Origin of the sequence: Ensifer adhaerens (assembly GCF_002940685.1) — a bacterium.
Lineage (GTDB): Bacteria > Pseudomonadota > Alphaproteobacteria > Rhizobiales > Rhizobiaceae > Ensifer > Ensifer adhaerens_E.
The window spans coordinates 53,549-74,492 of the sequence record NZ_PNFP01000021.1 but is presented as its reverse complement, the minus strand read 5'-3'; the positions used below and the strand labels follow the sequence as shown (position 1 = coordinate 74,492).

20 protein-coding genes are annotated in these 20,944 nt (G+C 64.1%); 12 read left to right on the top strand and 8 right to left on the bottom strand.

The genetic code is table 11. The features are described from left to right. Nucleotides 1-6: 6 nt before the first annotated feature. Together preA and C1A35_RS30850 are read right to left on the bottom strand one after the other, a co-directional pair. Nucleotides 7-1,320, bottom strand: coding sequence for an NAD-dependent dihydropyrimidine dehydrogenase subunit PreA (preA, locus tag C1A35_RS30855; RefSeq protein ID WP_104668042.1), 1,314 nt, complete (start codon nt 1,318-1,320; stop codon nt 7-9). 18 nt (nt 1,321-1,338) lie between these two features. Beyond that, entirely contained in the window at nt 1,339-2,700 is a 1,362-nt protein-coding gene (locus C1A35_RS30850) for an NAD(P)-dependent oxidoreductase (RefSeq protein WP_104668041.1), read from the bottom strand. Nucleotides 2,701-3,012: 312 nt separating this feature from the next. On the opposite strand from C1A35_RS30850, the gene C1A35_RS30845 reads away from it, so the two are divergent. The 9 genes from C1A35_RS30845 to C1A35_RS30805 all read left to right on the top strand — a co-directional run bounded on the left by C1A35_RS30845 (nt 3,013) and on the right by C1A35_RS30805 (nt 13,061). After that, complete coding sequence (locus C1A35_RS30845) at nt 3,013-3,966, top strand: sugar-binding transcriptional regulator (RefSeq protein WP_104668040.1); 954 nt, start codon at nt 3,013-3,015, stop codon at nt 3,964-3,966. Nucleotides 3,967-4,165: 199 nt separating this feature from the next. Beyond that, entirely contained in the window at nt 4,166-5,476 is a 1,311-nt protein-coding gene (locus tag C1A35_RS30840; protein ID WP_104668039.1) for an ABC transporter substrate-binding protein, read from the top strand. A gap of 161 nt (nt 5,477-5,637) precedes the next feature. Further along, a complete protein-coding gene (locus tag C1A35_RS30835; protein WP_104668038.1) occupies nt 5,638-6,510 on the top strand; it encodes a carbohydrate ABC transporter permease in 873 nt (290 codons plus the stop codon). Nucleotides 6,511-6,515: 5 nt separating this feature from the next. Further along, the gene (locus tag C1A35_RS30830; protein WP_104668037.1) at nt 6,516-7,346 is read left to right on the top strand and encodes a carbohydrate ABC transporter permease; all 831 of its coding nucleotides are present in this window, start codon (nt 6,516-6,518) and stop codon (nt 7,344-7,346) included. An 11-nt stretch (nt 7,347-7,357) separates the two neighbouring features. After that, a complete protein-coding gene (locus C1A35_RS30825; RefSeq protein WP_104668036.1) occupies nt 7,358-8,362 on the top strand; it encodes an ABC transporter ATP-binding protein in 1,005 nt (334 codons plus the stop codon). Next, nucleotides 8,359-9,132, top strand: coding sequence for an L-iditol 2-dehydrogenase (locus tag C1A35_RS30820; protein WP_104668035.1), 774 nt, complete (start codon nt 8,359-8,361; stop codon nt 9,130-9,132). The genes C1A35_RS30825 and C1A35_RS30820 overlap by 4 nt, the downstream gene beginning before the upstream one ends. Nucleotides 9,133-9,172: 40 nt before the next feature. Continuing rightward, a complete protein-coding gene (locus C1A35_RS30815) occupies nt 9,173-10,657 on the top strand; it encodes a mannitol dehydrogenase family protein (RefSeq protein ID WP_104668034.1) in 1,485 nt (494 codons plus the stop codon). Between the two features lie 6 nt (nt 10,658-10,663). After that, nucleotides 10,664-11,332 carry an HAD family hydrolase gene (locus C1A35_RS30810; RefSeq protein WP_104668033.1) on the top strand — a complete coding sequence of 223 codons (669 nt, stop codon included), beginning with the start codon at nt 10,664-10,666 and terminating at the stop codon, nt 11,330-11,332. A gap of 145 nt (nt 11,333-11,477) precedes the next feature. Next, the gene (locus C1A35_RS30805) at nt 11,478-13,061 is read left to right on the top strand and encodes an FGGY-family carbohydrate kinase (RefSeq protein ID WP_104668032.1); all 1,584 of its coding nucleotides are present in this window, start codon (nt 11,478-11,480) and stop codon (nt 13,059-13,061) included. A 443-nt stretch (nt 13,062-13,504) separates the two neighbouring features. Here the strand turns inward: C1A35_RS30805 and C1A35_RS30800 are convergent, their stop codons facing one another. Next, nucleotides 13,505-14,299, bottom strand: a complete 795-nt coding sequence (locus C1A35_RS30800) for a response regulator (RefSeq protein WP_077960044.1) — start codon at nt 14,297-14,299, stop codon at nt 13,505-13,507. Nucleotides 14,300-14,453: 154 nt separating this feature from the next. Here C1A35_RS30800 and C1A35_RS30795 point away from each other — a divergent pair, with 154 nt between their 5' ends. From C1A35_RS30795 to C1A35_RS30785, 3 genes are all read left to right on the top strand, one after another. Next, complete coding sequence (locus tag C1A35_RS30795; protein WP_104668031.1) at nt 14,454-14,639, top strand: NepR family anti-sigma factor; 186 nt, start codon at nt 14,454-14,456, stop codon at nt 14,637-14,639. Nucleotides 14,640-14,647: 8 nt separating this feature from the next. Continuing rightward, nucleotides 14,648-15,202 carry an RNA polymerase sigma factor gene (locus tag C1A35_RS30790; protein WP_034794051.1) on the top strand — a complete coding sequence of 185 codons (555 nt, stop codon included), beginning with the start codon at nt 14,648-14,650 and terminating at the stop codon, nt 15,200-15,202. Nucleotides 15,203-15,400: 198 nt separating this feature from the next. Then, nucleotides 15,401-16,903, top strand: a complete 1,503-nt coding sequence (locus C1A35_RS30785; protein ID WP_104668030.1) for a sensor histidine kinase — start codon at nt 15,401-15,403, stop codon at nt 16,901-16,903. 115 nt (nt 16,904-17,018) lie between these two features. Here the strand turns inward: C1A35_RS30785 and C1A35_RS30780 are convergent, their stop codons facing one another. From C1A35_RS30780 to C1A35_RS30760, 5 genes are all read right to left on the bottom strand, one after another. Further along, nucleotides 17,019-17,450, bottom strand: coding sequence for a hypothetical protein (locus tag C1A35_RS30780; RefSeq protein ID WP_104668029.1), 432 nt, complete (start codon nt 17,448-17,450; stop codon nt 17,019-17,021). Nucleotides 17,451-17,523: 73 nt separating this feature from the next. Next, the gene (locus C1A35_RS30775) at nt 17,524-17,889 is read right to left on the bottom strand and encodes a DUF883 family protein (protein WP_104668028.1); all 366 of its coding nucleotides are present in this window, start codon (nt 17,887-17,889) and stop codon (nt 17,524-17,526) included. Nucleotides 17,890-18,087: 198 nt separating this feature from the next. Next, entirely contained in the window at nt 18,088-18,879 is a 792-nt protein-coding gene (locus C1A35_RS30770) for a heme ABC transporter ATP-binding protein (protein WP_104668081.1), read from the bottom strand. Between the two features lie 8 nt (nt 18,880-18,887). Continuing rightward, nucleotides 18,888-20,006 (bottom strand): FecCD family ABC transporter permease, encoded by a 1,119-nt coding sequence (locus tag C1A35_RS30765; protein ID WP_104668027.1) that lies wholly within the window; start codon nt 20,004-20,006, stop codon nt 18,888-18,890. Next, the gene (locus C1A35_RS30760; protein WP_104668026.1) at nt 19,993-20,943 is read right to left on the bottom strand and encodes a heme/hemin ABC transporter substrate-binding protein; all 951 of its coding nucleotides are present in this window, start codon (nt 20,941-20,943) and stop codon (nt 19,993-19,995) included. Before C1A35_RS30760 ends, C1A35_RS30765 begins: the two co-directional genes overlap by 14 nt. Between the last annotated feature and the right edge of the window lies 1 nt (nt 20,944).

The window sequence follows — 20,944 nt, the reverse complement described above, 5'->3', positions numbered from 1 at the left end:
GCGCCCTTACTCCGCGGCCTGGCGGGCCATCGGGTTGTTCGGGTGCGTCGTCCAGTTGGCATAGTTCGGATCAACCGGCTTGCCGGTGCGCTGGTCGATCGTGCCGACCGGCAGTTCTTCCATGGTGATGCAGTTTTCAACGGGACAGACGTTGACGCAGAGATTGCAGCCGACGCACTCGTCTTCCATCACCTCGAAGTGGCGCACGCCGTTGACGAACTGCGTGATCGCCTGGTGCGAGGTATCCTCGCAGGCAATGTGGCAGCGACCGCACTTGATGCAGGCGTCCTGGTCGATCTTCGCCTTGGCGATGTAGTTGAGGTTCAGATACTGCCAGTCGGTGACGTTCGGCACCGCGCGGCCGGTGATGTCGTCGAGATTGCGGTGGCCCTTGGCGTCCATCCAGTCGGAGAGGCCCGAGATCATCTCCTGGACAATCTTGAAGCCATAGGTCATGGCCGCAGTGCAGACCTGGACGTTGCCGGCGCCAAGCGCCAGGAATTCGGCCGCGTCGCGCCAGGTGGTGATGCCGCCGATGCCGGAGATCGGCAGGCCGTAGGTTTCCGGATCGCGGGCGATCTCGGCGACCATGTTGAGCGCGATCGGTTTCACCGCCGGGCCGCAATAGCCGCCGTGGGTGCCCTTGCCGCCGACCGTCGGGTTGGGGGCGAAGTTGTCGAGGTCGACGGAGACGATCGAGTTGATCGTGTTGATCAGCGACACGGCATCGGTGCCGCCGGCCTTGGCGGCGCGGGCGGGCTTGCGGATGTCGGTGATATTCGGGGTCAGCTTGGTAATGACGGGCATGCGCGTGTACTGCTTGCACCAGCGCACGACCATTTCGATATATTCCGGCACCTGGCCGACCGCAGCACCCATGCCGCGCTCGGACATGCCGTGCGGACAGCCGAAGTTGAGCTCGATGCCGTCGGCGCCGGTCTCTTCGACCAAAGGCAGGATCGCCTTCCACGCCTCTTCCTCGCAGGGCACCATGATCGAGGCGATCAGGGCGCGATCCGGCCAGTTCATCTTCACCTGCTTCATTTCGCGCAGGTTCACATAGAGGTCGCGGTCGGTGATGAGCTCGATGTTGTTGAGGCCGAGCAGCCGGCGGTCGGCACCCCAGATGGCGCCATAGCGCGGACCGTTGACGTTGACGACCGGCGGTCCTTCCTCGCCGAGCGTCTTCCAGACGACGCCGCCCCAGCCCGCCTTGAAGGCGCGCTCGACGTTATAGGCTTTGTCCGTCGGCGGGGCGGACGCCAGCCAGAACGGGTTTGGGGATTTGATGCCGACGAAATTGTTGCGAAGATCAGCCATTGGTTCCTCCTCCCGATCTTAAGCCACGGCACTTGCGCGCGGTGCGGCCGCGGCGAAAGCCCGGTTGATCGATTCAGCCGCGTCGCGGCCCATGGCGACGGCCGAGACGGTGAGGTCTTCGCCGCCAAGCACGCAGTCGCCGCCGGCCCAGACGTTGGCAAGCGACGTGCGCCCTTCGGCGTCCGCAACGATCCGGCCGCCTTCGAGTTGCAGCGCGCCGAGGCCGGCGCCGAGGAAGCTCTGGCCGATCGCCTTGAAGATCTGGTCGGCAGCTATGATACCGGTTTCGCCGGTCGCCGTCAGCTTTCCGTCTTCGAGCGTCGTATATTCCAGCTCGATGCCGGCGACCTTGCCGTCCTTCTCGGCGATGCGCTTGGGCTGGAGCCAGTGGCGGATGGTGACGCCCTTCGACGCCGCCAGATCCTGCTCGAATTCGGAGGCGTTCATGTGCTCCTTGCCGCGGCGATAGCAGATCGTCACTTCTTCCGCGCCGAGCAGCTTTGCCTGCACCGCCGCGTCGACAGCGGTCATGCCGCCACCGAGAACGACGACGCGGCGGCCGACCGGGATATCGGCCTTGGTCTTCGACTGGCGAAGGGCGGCGATGAAGTCGACGGCGTCATCGACGCCCTCGGCATTCTCGCCTTCGAGGCGCAGCGCGTTGACGCCGGCAAGGCCGAGGCCGAGGAAGACGGCGTCATACTGTTCCGAAAGATCGGCAAGGGTGAAATCGCGACCGAGAGCCTGGCCGTTCTTCACCTCGATGCCGCCGATCGACAGCACGTAGTCGACTTCCTTCTGGGCGAAGTCGTCGACCGACTTGTAGGCGGCGATGCCGTATTCGTTGAGGCCGCCCGACTTCGGGCGAGCATCGTAGATCACGACGTCGTGGCCCTTGACCGCGAGGCGGTGGGCAGCAGCAAGACCGGCCGGACCGGCGCCGACGATGGCGACCCTGCGGCCGGAGGTTTCAGCGCGGGTGTAGAACTGTTTGTTCTCTTTCATCGCCACGTCGGTCGCATAGCGCTGCAGGCGGCCGATTTCGACCGGGCGCTCCTCGGCGGTGTTGCGAACGCAGGCCTGTTCGCAGAGCGTTTCGGTGGGACAGACGCGGGCGCACATGCCGCCGAGAATGTTCTGATCGAAGATCGTCTTGGCCGATCCGATCGGATTGCCCGTCGATATCTGCCGGATGAACAGCGGGATATCGATGGAGGTGGGACAGGCCGTCATGCACGGCGCGTCATGACAGAAGTAACAGCGGTCGGAAGCGACGAGGGCCTCGTGCTTGTCGAGCGGCGGATGGAGGTCGGAGAAATTGCTCTCGTACTCCCCGAGCGGCAGGCGGCCGCCGAGGATCCCAGATTGTGTCGTTCCCATTTTTGGCTCCCAATGTTTTCTCAGGATGATGGAACGGTAACACGCTTTATTTTTTTATCAAACGGTAAAAGTTTGCGACCGAAATGACCGGAAAGCCTTGAGATGTGGGGTTTTTCGACTGAGCCGCCAAGCCGTTGTTCTTGGCTGCTGTTTGACAGGGCAGGGCAAATAGTGGCAGCAAATCAGAGCGGGGTGAGGAAAAGTGTGCGCGGTTTTCCGCCCGCACCCCGCTCTGCTTATGAGGATCGATCACGATACTTTTGGACCGACAGGATCCAAAAGTATCGTGATCGGGGGGAATGGAGAACAGGCATGGCGCGCAGGGGCGAGGCGAACAACCGGCTTGACGATGCTGCCCGGGCGGGCTGGCTGTACTATGTCGCCGGCCGCACCCAGGACGAGATCGCGACCGTCATGGGAATCTCGCGCCAGTCGGCGCAGCGGCTGGTTTCTCTCGCCATGTCCGAGCGGCTGATCAAGGTCCGGCTCGACCATCCGATTGCCGCCTGCCTGGAGGCCGCCGCGGGTCTGCGCGACAAATACGGGCTGAAACATGTGGAGGTGGTGCCGAGCGATCCGGGCTCGACCTCGACGACGGTCGGCATTGCAGAAGCCGGGGCCGCCGAGATCGAGCGCTGGCTGAAATCGCCCGAGCCGCAGGTGCTGGCGATCGGCACGGGCCGCACGCTGAAGGCAGCGGTCGACCAGTTGCCGCCGATGGAATGTCCGCAGCACCGCATCGTGTCGCTCACCGGCAATATCGGCCTCGACGGTTCGGCCGCCTATTACAACGTCATCTTCAGCATGGCCGATGCGGTGAAGGCCCGGCATTTTCCGATGCCGCTGCCGGTTCTTGCCGCGTCTGCCGAGGAACGGGAGGTGCTGCACAGCCAAAGCCTGGTGCAGGTGGCGCTGAAACTCGGCGCCGAAGCCAATGTCGCCTTCGTCGGCGTCGGCGAACTCGGCCCGGATGCACCGCTCTGCCAGGACGGGTTCCTGGCGCAAGATGAAATGGCCGATCTGACCAAGGCGGGCGCGGCGGGCGAAATCTGCGGCTGGATGTTCGACCACGACGGTGCGTTGCTCTCCGGCAGCTTCAACGAGCGCGTCGCTTCCGTACCGCTTCCTTCGCGCGATCGGGCGTCGGTCATCGGTCTCGCCAAGGGGCGGCGCAAGTACGAGGCGCTGCGAGCGGCGGTAAAGGGCGGAATCATCAATGGCCTCATCACCGATGAGGCGACGGCGCGCTATCTGCTCAACGCGTGATCGGTATACGAAACGTTTGAAAAGGCCGGCCAATGCGCCGGCCTTTCGCATTTGCGAAACGAAAAAATCGACAATCAAAACAATCTTCTAATGTTTCTGTGTGCGTCGCAGCAACGATTGCGCATTGACATTTCGTCATGGGAAGTGAGTAATTGCCCATGAGCGAGGCAAATGCTCAATTTCTTCTGGGAGGAAGTCGATGAACTTGAGAACTTTCCTGCTGGGCACGTGCTCGGCAGTCGCACTGTCGGGTCTGGCCCAAGCAGAAACCCTGACGATTGCGACCGTGAACAACGGCGACATGATCCGGATGCAGAAGCTGACGGAGGATTTCACGTCCAAGAATCCGGACATTCAGCTCGAGTGGGTCACGCTCGAGGAAAACGTGCTGCGCCAGCGCGTGACGACCGACATCGCCACCAAGGGCGGCCAGTACGACATCATGACGATCGGCACCTACGAAGTGCCGATCTGGGCGAAGCAGGGCTGGCTCCTGCCGCTCGACAATCTCGGCGCCGGCTATGATGTCGACGACCTGCTGCCGGCGATCCGCTCGGGCCTCACCATCGACGGCAAGCTCTATGCAGCGCCCTTCTACGGCGAAAGCTCGATGGTGATGTATCGCAAGGACCTGTTCGAGAAGGCGGGGCTGACGATGCCCGACGCGCCGACCTGGGACTTCATTGCCGACGCGGCGCGCAAGATCACCGACAAGAACGCCGAAATCTATGGCATCTGCCTGCGCGGCAAGGCCGGCTGGGGCGAGAACATGGCCTTCCTGACCGCGACCGCGAACGCGTTTGGCGCCCGCTGGTTCGACGAGAACTGGAAGCCGCAATTCGACCAGCCGGAATGGAAGAACGCGCTCGACTTCTACGTCAAGCTGATGAACGACGCCGGACCGCCCGGCGCCTCCTCCAACGGCTTCAACGAGAACCTGTCGCTGTTCCAGACCGGCAAGTGCGGCATGTGGATCGATGCGACCGTGGCGGCGTCCTTCGTCACCAACCCGAAGGAATCGACCGTGGCCGACAAGGTCGGCTTCGCGCTCGCTCCCGACACCGGCCTTGGCAAGCGCGGCAACTGGCTCTGGGCCTGGAACCTCGCCATCCCGGCAGGCTCGCAGAAAGTCGCTTCGGCAGAGAAGTTCATCGCTTGGGCAACCGGCAAGGACTATCTGAAGCTCGTCGCCGACAAGGAAGGCTGGGCGAACGTTCCTCCGGGCACGCGTACCTCGCTCTACGCCAACCCCGAGTACCAGAAGGCGGCACCCTTCGCGAAGATGACGCTCGACTCGATCAACGCAGCCGATCCGAAGAACCCGGCGGTAAAGCCCGTTCCCTATGTCGGCGTGCAGTTCGTGGCGATCCCGGAATTCCAGGGTCTCGGCACGGCGGTCGGCCAGCAGTTCTCGGCAGCACTTGCCGGCCAGATGAGCGTCGATCAGGCGCTTGCCAGCGCCCAGCAGCTCACCGAGCGTGAGATGACCAAGGCCGGCTACATCAAGTAGGGCTCCCAAGGGCCCGGGGTGCTGGCCGCAAATGGCCGGCGCCCCGGTAATTCTCCTGCGGGCCGCTCTCCCGCAGGATGTTCCGCGGCACGCGCGGTAACCCGTGCGCGGCCGGTCCGAGCTTTCGAACAAGCGTTGAATTCCATCTTTTGGGGGACGCCATGGCGACCTTGCACACACGCTCCGCCGCGCGGCTGATGATCGCGCCTTCGGTGCTTCTGCTTCTGGCCTGGATGATCGTTCCCCTGGCCATGACGATCTACTTCTCGTTCCTGCGCTACAATCTCCTGATGCCGGGCATGGAAGAGTTCGCCGGCTTTACGAACTACAAGTACTTCCTGACCGATCCCGCCTTCTTCCAGGCGATCTTCAACACGCTGGCGATCGTTCTCGGCGTGCTGTTCATCACCGTCGTCGGCGGCATCGCGCTGGCGCTTCTGCTCGACCAACCGATGTTCGGGCAGGGGATCGTGCGCATCCTCGTCATCGCACCCTTCCTGATCATGCCGACGGTGGCAGCACTCGTCTGGAAGAACATGTTCATGAACCCGGTCAACGGGCTCTTTGCCTGGATCGCCAAGCTTTTCGGGCTGCAGCCCTTCGACTTCCTCGCCAATGCACCCTTGATGTCGGTGATCCTGATCGTCGCCTGGCAATGGCTGCCCTTTGCGACGCTGATCCTTTTGACGGCGCTGCAGTCGCTCGACGAGGAGCAGAAGGAAGCAGCCCAGATGGACGGCGCCGGCGCATGGAGCCGCTTCATCTATCTGGTGCTGCCGCATCTTTCCCGCGCGATCACGGTCGTCATCCTTATCCAGACGATCTTCCTACTCTCGGTCTTTGCCGAAATCCTGGTGACCACCAATGGCGGCCCGGGCACGCAGAGCACCAACCTGACCTTCCTCGTCTATGCGCAGGCTCTGTTGCAGTTCGACGTGGGCGGTGCATCGGCCGGCGGCATCATCGCCGTCATCCTCGCCAACATCGTCGCATTCTTCCTGATGCGCATGATCGGCAAGACGCTGGAGGCTTGAGAACCATGGCACGCAACGTCTCCACCCAAAGAAAGATCGTCGTGACCGTCGTCGCCTGGACGATCGGCATCCTGATCTTCTTCCCGATCCTCTGGACGTTCCTGACGAGCTTCAAGACCGAGGCCGAGGCGATCGCCTCGCCGCCGTCGCTGTTCTTCTTCGACTGGACGACGGAGAACTATCACGAGGTGCAGAGCCGCTCGAACTACTTCCTGCACTTCATGAACTCGGTCGTCGTCTCCGTCGGCTCGACGCTGATCGGCCTGATCATCGCCATTCCGTCCGCCTGGGCGATGGCGTTTTCGCCGACCAAGCGCACCAAGGACGTGCTCATGTGGATGCTCTCCACCAAGATGATGCCGTCGGTCGGCGTGCTGGTGCCGATGTATCTGTTGTTCCGCAACACCGGCCTGCTCGACACCCGCACCGGCCTCGTGATCGTGCTGACGCTGATTAACCTGCCGATCATCATCTGGATGCTCTACACCTACTTCAAGGAGATCCCCGGCGAGATCCTTGAAGCCGCACGCATGGACGGCGCGTCGCTGTCCAAGGAGATCATCTACGTGCTGACACCGATGGCGATCCCCGGCATCGCCTCGACGCTGCTCCTGAACATCATCCTCGCCTGGAACGAGGCGTTCTGGACGCTCAATCTCAGTGCCGCCAAGGCGGCGCCGCTGACGGCCTTCATCGCCTCCTATTCGAGCCCCGAGGGCCTGTTCTACGCCAAGCTCTCGGCCGCCTCGACCATGGCGATCGCCCCCATCCTCATACTCGGCTGGTTCTCGCAGAAGCAGCTCGTACGCGGCCTCACCTTCGGCGCGGTCAAATAAGGGATACGACAATGGGAAGCATTACACTCAGCAAGGTTTCGAAGGTCTTCGGCGCCCATGCCGTCATCCCGTCGATCGACCTCGACATCAACAATGGCGAGTTCGTCGTCTTCGTCGGACCGTCCGGCTGCGGGAAGTCGACGCTGCTCCGGCTGATCGCCGGGCTGGAAGACGTCAGCGACGGCGACATCGTCATCGACGGCAAGAACGCCACCGAGCTGCCGCCGGCGCAGCGGGGTCTCTCGATGGTGTTCCAGTCCTACGCGCTCTACCCGCATATGAGCGTGCGCTCGAACATCGCCTTTCCCTTGAAGATGGCGGGTGAGGACAAGGCTGTCATCGACAAGAAGGTGTCGGATGCAGCCCGCGTACTCAACCTCACCGACTATCTCGACCGCAAGCCGCGCCAGCTTTCGGGCGGCCAGCGCCAGCGCGTCGCCATCGGCCGGGCGATCGTCCGCCAGCCGAAGGCGTTTCTGTTCGACGAGCCGTTGTCGAACCTCGACGCGGCGCTGCGCGTCAACATGCGGCTGGAGATCAGCCAGCTGCACCAGGACCTGAAGACGACGATGATCTACGTCACCCACGATCAGGTGGAGGCGATGACCATGGCCGACAAGATCGTGGTGCTCAATCGTGGTCGTATCGAACAGGTCGGCTCGCCGCTCGACCTCTACCACAAGCCGGACAACCTGTTCGTTGCCGGCTTCATCGGCTCGCCGCGCATGAACATCGTATCCGGTCCTGCGGCTGCCGCCTACCAGGCGCATACGATGGGCATTCGTCCCGAACACCTGGCGCTTTCGAAGGACAGTGGGACCTGGCAGGGCACAGTCGGCGTCGCCGAACATCTCGGCTCCGACACCTTTCTGCACGTCAATGTCGACGGCGGGGTGGGCACGGTGACGGCGCGTGTCAGCGGTGATTTCGCCGTGACCCACGGCGACCGGGTGTTCCTGACGCCGGATCCGCAGCGCGTCCACAGGTTCGACGAAAAGGGGCTGGCGGTTCGATGAAGAGGCTCGACGGGAAGAGCGCGCTGATCACCGGATCTGCGCGAGGGATCGGTCGTGCCTTTGCGGAGGCCTACATCCGTGAGGGCGCCACGGTCGCGATCGCCGACATCAACATCGAGCGGGCGCGTCAGACAGCATCCGAGATCGGTGCCGGCGCCTATGCGGTCGAGATGGATGTGACGAACCAAGCCTCGATCGACGAGGCGATTGCCGCCGTCGTCCGGCAAGCGGGCGGGCTCGATATCCTCGTCAACAATGCAGCGCTCTTCGATCTTGCGCCGATCGTCGAAATCAGCCGCCAAAGCTATGACCGGTTGTTTGCGATCAACGTTTCCGGAACGCTGTTCACGATGCAGGCCGCAGCCAGGCAGATGATCGATCAGGGCAGGGGCGGCAAGATCATCAACATGGCAAGCCAGGCGGGGCGCCGAGGCGAGGCGCTGGTTGCTGTCTACTGCGCCACCAAGGCGGCGGTCATCAGCCTCACCCAGTCGGCCGGCCTCAACCTCATCAAGCACGGCATCAACGTCAACGCGATCGCGCCCGGCGTGGTCGACGGCGAGCACTGGGACGGCGTCGACGCGCTGTTTGCCAAATATGAGAACCGCCCCCGCGGCGAAAAGAAGAAGCTCGTCGGCGCCGAAGTGCCCTTCGGCCGCATGGGAACCGCCGAGGACCTGACGGGCATGGCGATCTTCCTTGCCTCCTCGGAGAGCGACTACGTCGTTTCGCAGACCTACAACGTCGACGGCGGCAACTGGATGAGCTGAACCGGCGCCGGCCGGTGAAGCCTCGAAAGGACAAGGGATCATGACGACCAAACTCTCACTTGCCGCCCTCGACACGATCAAGGCCAAAGCCGGCGTGCCGAGCTACGACCGGTCGCAACTGACGGCGGGCATCGTGCATTTCGGCGTCGGCAACTTCCATCGGGCGCATCAGGCCGTCTATCTCGACGATCTCTTCAATGCCGGCCACGACCGCGACTGGGCGATCATCGGCGCCGGCGTTCTTGCCTCCGATACAACGATGCGGGCGAAGCTCGCAGCGCAGGACTTCCTGACGACCGTTGTCGAGCAGGACAACAATCGCACCGGTGCCCATATCACCGGCGCGATGATCGACTATCTGGCACCCGGTGACGTCGCGGCGATCGTCGCCAGGCTTGCCGATCCGGCGATCCGCATCGTGTCGCTGACGATCACCGAAGGCGGCTACTTCATCGATCCGGCCTCGGGCGTTTTCAACCCGACCCATCCTGATATCGTTGCCGATGCGCAGAACCCCGCAGCGCCGAAGACGGTGTTCGGCCTGATCGTTGCCGGGCTGAAGGCGCGTCGCGACAGAAACGTGCCGCCGTTCACGGTGATGTCCTGCGACAATATCCCGGGCAATGGCGAGGTTACCCACGCAGCGGTTTCGGGGCTTGCCCGTCTCCATGATCCGGCCTTTGCCGACTGGATCGACGCCAATGTCGCCTTCCCGAACGGCATGGTCGACCGGATCACGCCGGCAACCGGCGCGCGCGAGATCGGCATCGTCGCCGACGACTACGGCATCGAGGATGCCTGGCCGGTGTTCTGCGAGGAATTCAAGCAGTGGGTGCTCGAGGATCATTTCCCGCTCGGCCGTCCGGCGCTGGAGAAGGTGGGCGTTCAATTCGTGCCCGACGTCGCGCCCTATGAGCACATGAAGATCCGCATCCTCAATGGCGGCCACGCGGCGATCGCCTACCCAGCCGCCTTGCTCGACATCCACTTCGTGCACGAGGCGATGGAGGAGCCGCTGATCCGCGCCTTCCTCGCCAAGCTCGAACATGACGAGATCATCCCGGTCATTCCGCCGGTGCCGAACACCGATCTCGGCGATTACTACAGGCTGATCGAGACGCGCTTCTCCAACCCGAAGATCGGCGACACCATTCCCCGGCTCGCCCAGGACGGCTCCAACCGGCAGCCGAAGTTCATCCTGCCGTCGACCGCCGACCGGCTGACGCGTGGCGAGGACGTCGTCGGCCTGTCGCTCGTCTCGGCGCTATGGTGCCGCTACTTCGCCGGCACGACGGACAGCGGCAAGACCATCGCCTTCAACGACCAGAGCGCCGACCGGCTGAACAGGGCGGCACTGGCCGCCAAGGACGATCCGATGGCCTTTCTGGCCCTCGGCGACATCTTCGGCGACGTCGCGCGCTCCGACCTCTTCCGCCGTCGTTTCGCCCATGCATTGAAAACCCTCTGGGAAAAGGGTACGCGCGCTACGCTCCAGCTTTATCTGGACGGCAAGCTTGAGGGATAGAGTGCGATGGCGGATGCGGCGTCCGGGCTGGTGATCTTCGATTGCGACGGGGTGCTCGTCGATAGCGAACCGATCTCGCTGGAGGTGCTGGTGGATGTGCTCTCGGCCGCCGGCGTTTCCATGACGACGGAGGAGGCGAACGACCGCTTCCTCGGGCGCAGCCTGAAGAGCATGTCGGCGATCCTGCATGACGAATACGGGCTTGCGACCGACGACGCTTTCCTTGAGGGCATGCGCCTGCGCCTCTATCAGCGCTTTCGCACCGAACTCCAGCCGATCGGTGGCATCCGGGAGGCCGTCGAGGGCCTGAAGGGTGCATGCTGTGTCGCCTCGTCCAGCCAGCCAGAACGCATCCGGCTGTCGCTGACCGTTACCGGGCTCATCGACCTCTTCGAGCCCAACATCTTCTCCGCCACCATGGTGAGGCACGGCAAGCCGGCACCGGATCTCTTTCTCCACGCAAGCCGCCAGATGGGCTTCGATCCTCACGACTGCATCGTGGTCGAGGACAGTCCGGCCGGCATCGAAGCGGCGAAGGCCGCGGGCATGCGGGTCTTTGCGTTTGCCGGCGGCAGCCACGCGCGCACCGACAAGCACCGGCAAAGTCTCGCCGCTCTCAGTCCCGACGTGCTGTTTGACGACATGGGCGAATTGTTACAGTTTGTCGGCCGATAGCAGGGACGAAACGGGAGCGGGACGAGGAACTTGTGCGCGGTTTTCCGCCTGCACTTCCGCTCTCCTTCATGACAATCGATCACGGTTGTGATTGGGTCGAATGGACCCCAAATCATCGTGATCTTGGGGGCGGAGACTTTCTTTGATGCGTGAATTCGTCGTTGCGGTCGATGTCGGTACCGGCAGTGCGCGCGCCGGTATTTTTGACGGCAAGGGCAGGCTGCTTGCGCGTCACGACCTGCCGATCGCCATGAACCGTCCGGAAGAAAACCACGCCGAGCACGATTCCGAAGATATCTGGCGCGCCGTCTGCGGCGCGGTCAGGGCGGCGAAGGAGAAGGCCGGGATCATCGCGCAAAGCATTGCGGCGATCGGCTTCGATGCCACCTGCTCGCTGGTGGTGCGCGACCGCGAGGGCAAGCCGCTCTCGGTCAACCGCAAGGGTGAGGCGCGCTGGGACACGATCGTCTGGCTCGACCACCGGGCGCTCGCCGAGGCGGACTTCGTCACCGCGACCGGCCATCCGGTGCTCGATTTTTCCGGACGCGTGATGTCGCCGGAAATGGAAACGCCGAAGCTCATGTGGCTGAAGCGCAACCTGCCTGAGCAATGGCAGAAGGCGGGCTTCTTCTTCGATCTCGCCGACTATCTTTCCTGGCGGGCGACCGGCAGTGCGGCGCGTTCGCGCTGCACGCTGACGGCCAAATGGAACTACCTGGCGCATGAGAAGCGCGGCTGGCAGCCCGACTATCTCGCAAAGATCGGACTTGAGGATCTCGTCGAGCGCGGCGGGCTGCCGGAGGAAAGCCTGCCGATCGGAAGTTCGGTCGGTCGCTTGAGCGCTGCTGCTGCAGCCGAACTCGGACTCGACGAAGCCTGCCAGGTGGCGCCCGGCCTGATCGACGCCTATGCCGGCGCGCTCGGCGTCGTCGGCGGGTTCATCGGCAAGCCGGAGAAGCTTGAAAGGCAGCTGGCGCTGATTGCCGGAACGTCGAGCTGCATCGTCGCCTTTTCCAAGGACATGAAACCCGGCTTCGGCATGTGGGGGCCTTACTTTGAAGCGGTTCTTCCCGGCGCCTGGCTGATCGAGGGCGGGCAGTCGGCGACCGGCGCGCTGCTCGACCATATCGTCAGGCTGCATGGCGGGGGCCTTGAGCCGACCGCCGAAACCCATGGGCGGATCATTGCGCGGGTTCAGGAACTGCGTGCCGAACAGGGGGTTGCCTTTGCCGATCGGCTGCATGTGCTGCCCGATTTCCACGGCAACCGTTCGCCGCTTGCCGATCCCCATGGCCTCGGCGTCATCAGCGGCCTGCCGCTCGATTCCTCCTTCGATGCGCTTTGCCGACTCTACTGGCGCACCTGCGTCGCGATCGCGCTCGGGATCCGCCATATCCTGGAGATGATGCGGGAGGTCGGCTACCAGCTCGACACGCTGCACGTGACCGGCGGCCACGTTCGCAATGCGCTGCTGATGGAGCTCTATTGCGACGTTACCGGCTGCCGTGTCGTTGCGCCGGATGCGCCGGATGCGGTGCTGCTCGGAACGGCAATGGCGGCGGCGGTGGCCGGTGGCATGCATGCGGACCTTGCTGCGGCCGGCGCTGAAATGGCATCGGACGGGCACGAGCGCTTGCCGAACCCGGCGGTTCGCGACGCCTATGATCGCGATTACCGCCGCTTCCTGGCGCTCTATCGCCACCGTGACGAACTCGACAAGATGCCGTGACGACGGCCGCCAAAAAGGTTGTCGCGGGCCATGGAACCTTTTGCCGTGTCGCGCATTTTGACTTTGACCGGACGGTGGCGCGCATAGCCCCCAATGCCGCGCCGGAGGCAGACCGCCGGCCTACAACTCACACTCCCCGAGTGAGTTGCACATACCAGCCAGTGCCTTCCCTCGGCACTGGCTGTTGTGTTTCTGGGAGCTGCCTTCGCATCTCATTCGGCAACGGCTGCGGCACGGCAAAAGAGCGACGGTGAACTCGCCGGATCGGTGCTGAAATGATGACGGTTAGATCCGGTCAGGACGATCGGGTTGTTTCGTCAAAAGCAAACGCAAAACGACCGGCAGCGGCGAACACCCTTTCGGATGCCCGCCGCTGCCGGGCTTCATAGGACGGCAGGTCTTGTCCTTTGACTGGTTACGTCAAAGGAGGCATGCCGTCGCACTCAGGCCGCCGCCTTGGTGGATTCGTTGAAGAACAGGGCCTGGCTGATCAGCGCCTTGACCATGTCCGGATTGAACGGTTTGGTGACTAGGAAGGTCGGTTCCGGCCGTTCGCCGGTCAAGAGCCGCTCCGGGAAGGCGGTGATGAAGATCACCGGAATGGCGCTCGTCTTCAGGATATCGTTGACCGCGTCGATGCCGGAGCTGCCGTCGGCAAGCTGAATGTCGGCGAGCACCATGCTGGGGCGGGTCTTCTTGTAGAGCGCGATCGCTTCGTCGCGCGTGCGGGCGATGCCGGTGACGCGATGGCCGAGGCTTTCGACCATCTGTTCGATGTCGATGGCGATCAGCGGCTCGTCCTCGATGATCATGATATCGGTCGCAACCTGGCGCGAGATTTCCTGCGAGGCGCGGTCCAGGAGGCCGCCGACCTTGTCGGTGCTGAGATCGAGAACTTCGGCCGCTTCTTCCGGCCGGAACCCTTCGACCGAGACCAGGAGGAAAGCCTGGCGGGCAAGGGGCGAGACGGTTGCGAGATTGATCGACGCGCGCTGTTCCCAGGCAAACGGAGAGACCGGTTCCGGGACAAGCACGGACGAGGAACCGAAGAGCGAGGTGAACAGGCGGAACAGGCCAACGCGATCATTGCTTGCTTCGGGGAAAATCGACGTGTCGGCGATCAGCGCTTCGAGAACGGCGGCCACATAGGCGTCGCCTGATGTCTGCGAACCGGTCAGCGCGCGTGAATAGCGGCGCAGATACGGCAGGAGCGGTGCGATCCGCGTGGACAATGTCATAGAGGAACTCCCTCGAAAATCGTTTTACGGTGACGTTGCGAGAACGTTCTTCGTAAAAAAAGGTTCCGCGAGGGAACATTTCAATTTTCAGCGGCGTTAAGGCGGCTATGGACAGTCTTGGCGATTATGGACAGTTGAAGGCGACAGATTGAAAATGAAACATAAAACAGGGGCAGGGCGGACCACCGGCACGACCTTAGATCCGAATGCGCAAATCGCAGCGAAGCTGAAGGCGCTCTATCAGTCCGTGCAGGAAGAGGCGATACCCGCGCGTTTTCTCGATCTTCTGGAAAAACTCGACGCGGCCGAGCAGCAATCGGCGCTGCAGGGCAGGGAGTAAGTACCGGAATGTCATCCGAAAAGAATGATTTCAAGCGTGAGATGCTGGCCGCGTTGCCGAGCCTTCGCGCCTTCGCCATGTCGCTGATCGGCCGTCACGACCGTGCCGACGACCTGGTTCAGGACACGATCATGAAGGCCTGGGCAAAGCAGGACCACTTCGAGATGGGCACCAACATGAAGGCCTGGCTCTTCACCATCCTGCGCAACGAGCTCTACAGCCAGATGCGCAAGCGCGGGCGCGAGGTTCAGGACAGCGACGGACATTTCACCGAGTCCCTGGCCCATCACCCCGAGCAATACGGCTCGCTGGACCTGCAGGATTTCCGCAAGGCGCTGGAGATGCTGCCGCCCGACCAGCGTGAAGCGATCATCCTCGTGGGCGCCTCCGGCTTTTCCTACGAGGAAGCGGCGACGATCTGCGGCTGCGCGCTCGGAACCATCAAGAGCCGCGTGAACCGCGCGCGCCAGCGCTTGCAGGACATCCTTCAGGTGAAGGGCGAAAACGACTACGGCCCGGACGAGACGTCGGCCCCGATCACGTCGCGCGCCTTTGTTTCCTGAGGAAACTTTCGAACCGGGCACCGTTGCAAAAGCGGCGGTGTCCTGCTTTCACTGACGGCTTGACCCCGAGAGGGACGGCGGCTGGTGGCGGCAGAGCGCAATCATGACGATTTTGGGTCGATACGCCCAGAACCGAGCGAGATGCGGGTGCGGTCCACAAGGGATGCCCCAGCCCGCTCCGATGGGAATTGAGACCGGATGCGCATGAGGACAGAAACGACAGACCCGCCCGCCATGAGACTGCTCGACGCGCCCGAGCGCCTGAGCGTCCTGCATGCGACCGTGCCCGACATGGCGGTGCCGGATCGGGACTTCGACGGCATCGTTGAAATCGCTGCCGGCCTCTTCGACGCGCCGATCGCCTTGGTGACGTTGATCGACCGCGAATGGCAGTGGTTCAAGGCCGCCGTCGGAACCGACGAGACCCGGGCTTCATCGGAGGAATCCTTCTGCGTGCAGGTGGCGGCCGAGGCCGATGCCCGTCTCGTCGTGCTCGACGCATCGGCTGATCCGCGGTTCATGCGGCGCGCGCGGGTCGTGGGGCCGCCCTTCCTGCGTTTTTATGCCGGAGCGCCGATCGTTCTCGATGGACAGGCCGTCGGCACCGTCTGCGTTCTCGACGACAAGCCGCGCGCCAACGTGGCGCAAGCGTTGATGGACCAGCTGGGCCGGCTCGCCGATCTCGCCGCTTCCCTCTTCAAGATCAAGGACGAGGCGCGCCGGCGCGCGCTGAAAGAGGCAGCGCTTTCGCGCGAGGAGCAGCGCCACGCCATGGCGCTCGAAGCGGCGAACATCGGCAGTTGGCTGTGGGATATCCGCTCCGGGGCGATCGCCGGCAACAGCGCGATGAAACGCATGTTCGGCCTGCCGGCCGACAGTTTCGTCGGCGCGCGCGAGATTTTCGGTGCCATCCATCTCGACGACCGCGGTGCGACTTTTTCCAAGCTGCGCCAGGCGATGAAGGCCGACGACGAGTACGACGGCATGTTCCGGGTCGGCGACACCGGCCGTTGGCTGCTTGGGCGCGGACGCGTGCACGACCGCGACGCCAAGGGCAATCCGTTGACGTTCATCGGCGTCACGATCGATGTCACCGACCAGCAGGCTTCGGTGCAGCGCACCCGGCTCCTGCTGAAGGAGCTCAACCACCGGGTCAAGAACACGCTCGCGATGCTGCAATCGCTCGCCCGCCAGACATTGCGCCAGACGAGCGATCCGGCCGAGTTCATGACCGCCTTTGCCGGGCGATTGCAGGCGATCTCCGAAGCGCACGGCCTGCTTTCGGATCACGAATGGGGCACCATTCGGCTCGCCGACCTGATCGCAAAGCAGTTGCTGCCGCATGTCAACTGCTATGCGGAGCAGATCGAGATCCACAAGGACGAGATATCGCTCGGCCCCGACCAGGCGGTTGGCCTCGGTCTGGTTCTGCACGAGCTTGCGACCAATGCCGTCAAATACGGGTCGCTATCGGTGCCGAAGGGGAAGGTGGTGCTGACGGCGCGCAACATGGTCGAGGATGGCGACAACGTTCTTCATCTCACCTGGACCGAAGTCGGCGGACCGCCGGTGCGCGAGCCGAAGCGACGCGGCTTCGGCTCGATCCTGATCGAGCGCAGCCTCGACAAGGTATTGGGCAGCTCGGTCAAGGTGGAGTACCTGCCAGCCGGCGTCACCGCGCTCATCCGCCTGCCTCTTTAGAGCGTTGACCGCCGCCGGAATGGCCGACAGGCGCAAGCGTGCAAGGCTTTCCGGCCAGGCACCAACGTCCCCGGCGGGAAAGGTCGCGACTGGTTTGGGAAGCCTTGCTTGAAGGTCAGTCGTCACGTCGGCGCTCGCGCCGTTTGCCGGTTCCGACGAGTGCACCGATCGCAAGGGCCGTAGCCACAGCGAGCAGCGGCTGTTTGCGCAGGATGCCCGCCGCGGCAATCAGGGTCAGATTGGTTTGCATCTGTCTGCGGCGGCGGCGTTCTTCGGCCAGGCGGCGGTCGCGACCTTGCAGCATGGCCATGATGCCGAACAGCACCAGCGCGGTCACGAAAAACGCGATCGCGATCGCGGCGGAGGCAGCGACCGGACTGTATAGCGCGCTGAGATAGAGGTATGTGGCTGCGAGGCCGAAGACATAGGCGGTGACAAGCAGCAATCCTATGATGCCCCATAGGACCGCGTTGCGTTTCACGCGCGCTGCCGTTGCACCGATATCGGCGGCCAGGAGCGCGGAGAGGGCTGCCGTCAATGGTCCCATTCATTTCCCCCGATCGTCGGTCGGGACAGGCGGGGTGGTAACCGCCCGTCCGCTTTATCGGCCCACGTCATGTTCAGCGACGGAGAAGTGCCGCGACGGCGAGGCCGATCAGGGCGGCGGCGCCAAGTGTCGCAATCGGGTGCTCGCGCACGGCCTGGCGGACTTGCTTCTCCGTCCCGGAGTAGCGGCCGCGAAGTTCAGCAAGCAGTTCTTCGCCGCTCGCCAAGAGTTCGCTGACGCTCGCTTCGGCCTGCTCGCGCGCGTCATGAGCCTTGCTGCGCGCCTGCTTCGATGCCGCCGATCCGCGGTCGGCCAGCAAGGCAACGAGCGTTGCGACGTCGTCGCGAAGCTCACTCAGCTGTTCCTCGACGGAGATGTCCGCGAGCTTGCCGTTTTTGGTCGAACGCGCGCTCGAACCGGAGAAGAGGCCTGATGCCATGACGAATACTCCCTTTCACACATGCGCCGGCCGCGAACGGTCGGCGCTTCCTGGTCAAACCGGCGCGCACAACTGCAAGCTTGCGCCGGCGCTTCGGGAGGACAACGCGCAAGTGCGGAAATTGTTTCGACAAATCTTGATGTTGGCCCAGGGAAGATCCAGGGCTGGGCGAGGGGCTTGCCCGGCCCGTGCCTGGTCTCAGAGTGATGCGGTCTGCGGCAGCACGAAGGGCACAGGCGCGGGAGGCGCGACGCCCACCCGCATGCGGCAGCCGAAGACGGCTTCCATCGTCTCGTCCGTCAGGACCTCTGCGGGCGCGCCGCTGGCGCGGACCTTGCCGGCCTTCATCATCACCATATGGTCGGCGAACATGGCGGTCAGATTGAGGTCGTGCATGACGGCGACGACACCGCCGCCGCGTTCGCAAAAGTTGCGTGCGAGTTGCATGATGCCGAGCTGATGGCGGATATCGAGGCTGGAGACGGGCTCGTCGAGGAGAAGATAGCGCGGCTCGCCGTCGGTAACGGGCTCGGAAATCTGGCATAGGACGCGGGCAAGCTGCACGCGCTGCTGCTCGCCACCGGACAGTTCCTGGTAGAAACGGCCGGCAAAGCCACCGAGATCGACCGCTTCGAGCGCCTCCGCCGCGATCCGGTCGTGCAAGGCCGCATCGGCGTTTGCACCGGCAGCAAGGCCGAGCCGGACGACCTCGCGCACGGTGAACGGGAAAGAGATGACGGTCGATTGCGGCAGCACGCCGCGCATCGACGCAAGTTCCCAGGGCTTCAGGCCGCGCAGGTCGCGGCCGTTGATGCGGATCGTCCCGCCCGCTGGCGCAAGCTCTCCGGAAATGGCCTTCAGCGTGGTGGTCTTGCCGCAGCCGTTCGGGCCGACGATCGCCGTCAGCGCACCGGGCCGGGCCTCGAGCGAGACCCCGTGAAGGACCGGTCGTCCGCCGAGGCGGACGGAGAGATTGGAAACGTTGATCATGGCTTCGTTCACAGTCCCATGTTCGAACGGCCGCGCAGCAGGATCCAGAGGAAGAATGGCGCGCCGATAAAGGCGGTGACGATACCGATGGGCAGCTCCGCCGGGGAAACGATGGTGCGGGCGATCATGTCGGCAAGGATCAGGAGCGTGCCGCCGAGCAGGGCCGAAGCCGGCAGCAGGTAGCGGTGATCGGGGCCGATGACGAGGCGCAGCAGATGCGGAACGACGATGCCGACGAAGCCGATTCCGCCGCTGACGGCAACGGACGCGCCGGTCGCCGCCGCGACGCTGACGATCGCGACGTTCTTCAGCCGCTGCACCGGGATGCCCATGTGGAAGGCGGCCGCCTCGCCAAGCGTGATCGCGTTCAGGCCGCGGGCGAGGAACGGCGTGACGGCGAGCGAAAGCAGGATGATCGGCGCCGACGCCAGGATCTTCGTCCAGTTGGCGCCGGCGAGCGATCCGAGGCCCCAGAAGGTGAGGTCGCGCAATTGCTTGTCGTCGGCCATGAAGACGAGCACGCCGGTAACGGCGCCGGTCAGCGCGCCAAGCGCGATGCCCGCCAGAAGCAGGGTGGCAATCGAGGTCTGCCCGCCGCGCGTGGCGATGCGGTAGAGCAAAAGCGTCGTGACGAGGCCGCCGAAGAAGGCCGCCACCGGCAGTGCATAGAAACCGAACAGGGCAAACAGCGGCCCGAAGGTGGCGGTTCCAAGCACGATCAACAGGACCGCGCCGAGGCTTGCGCCCGAGGAGACGCCGACGAGGCCGGGATCGGCCAGCGGGTTGCGGAAGAGCCCCTGCATGACGACGCCGGAAACCGCGAGCGAGGCGCCGACGAGCATGCCGAGCACGGCGCGGGGAAGGCGGATATCGAGAATGATGATGCGGTCGCGGATGCTCAAGGCCTGGTCCGCCTCGCCGATCAGCCAGCGCCAGACATTGGCGAGCGACGCGTCGGCGGCGCCGGTCATGATCGAGCCGACGAAGGTGGCGATGGCGACTGCCGCCAAGGCGACGACGACGAGCCGTGCCAACCGCGCACGGTTGCCGGCGCGCCATTCGCTGCGGATGTCGGCGGCCAATCCGGTCAGGCGCATGCCGCGGCCCAATGCCTCACTGCGAGGCATTGGCCTTCTTTCCGTAGACGGCTGCATTCAGTTCGCGAATGGCGCTTGCCGTGCGCGGGCCGAAACCGAGCAGGTGCAGGCCGTCCATGCGCACGAGCGCCTTGTCCTTGGCAGCGGGCGTGAGGCTCAGCGCCGGCAGGGCGAAAAGTTCGTCCGCCTTGGCGGAATGCTCGCCGCCGCGATCCATCATCAGGATGACGTCGGGCTTGGCTTCGATGATCGCTTCGTCGGTCAGCGCCTTGTAGCCGGGGAAGTTGCCGACCGCGTTCACGGCGCCGGAGAGCTCGATGATGCCGTTGGCCGCGGTGCCCAGACCAGAGGCCATGACCTTGCCGCCCTGGGTGCTGAGGATGAAGAGGACGCGCTTGCGCTCGGCTGCCGGGCGCGCTGCACCCTCGGCGACAGCCGCGTCAAGATCGGCCTCGACGCTCTTGGCAAGCGTTTCGGCCCTGTCCTCGACACCGAGAAAGGCACCAACGGCGCGGATCTTGGCGGGAATGCCGGCCTTGTCGAAGGTCTCGGGCACGCTGGTGAAGGCGATGTTGGCCTCCTTCAGCACGGCCAGAGCCTCGGGCGGGCCGCTGCCTTCGACGGCGACGATGGCGCTCGGGTTGACGGCGATGATGCCTTCCGGCGCAAGCTGACGCATGTAGCCGACATCCGGAAGCGTCTTTGCCGCCTCCGGATAGGTGCTGGTGGAATCACGCCCGACGAGGCGACCTTCTTCGCCGAGCGCATAGATGATCTCGGTCACGGCACCGCCAACCGAAACGACGCGCGAGACGTCGGCCTTCTGCGTGTCCTCGGCCATCGCCGCTCGGATGAAGGAGGGGGCACCGGGTGCCACCGCCGGCAGCAGGAAGGGGGCCGAGAGGGCGAAGGCGGCGAGCGCCAGTCCTGAACGGCGAAGGCGACGGAAGTCGAGGCGGTTGATCATC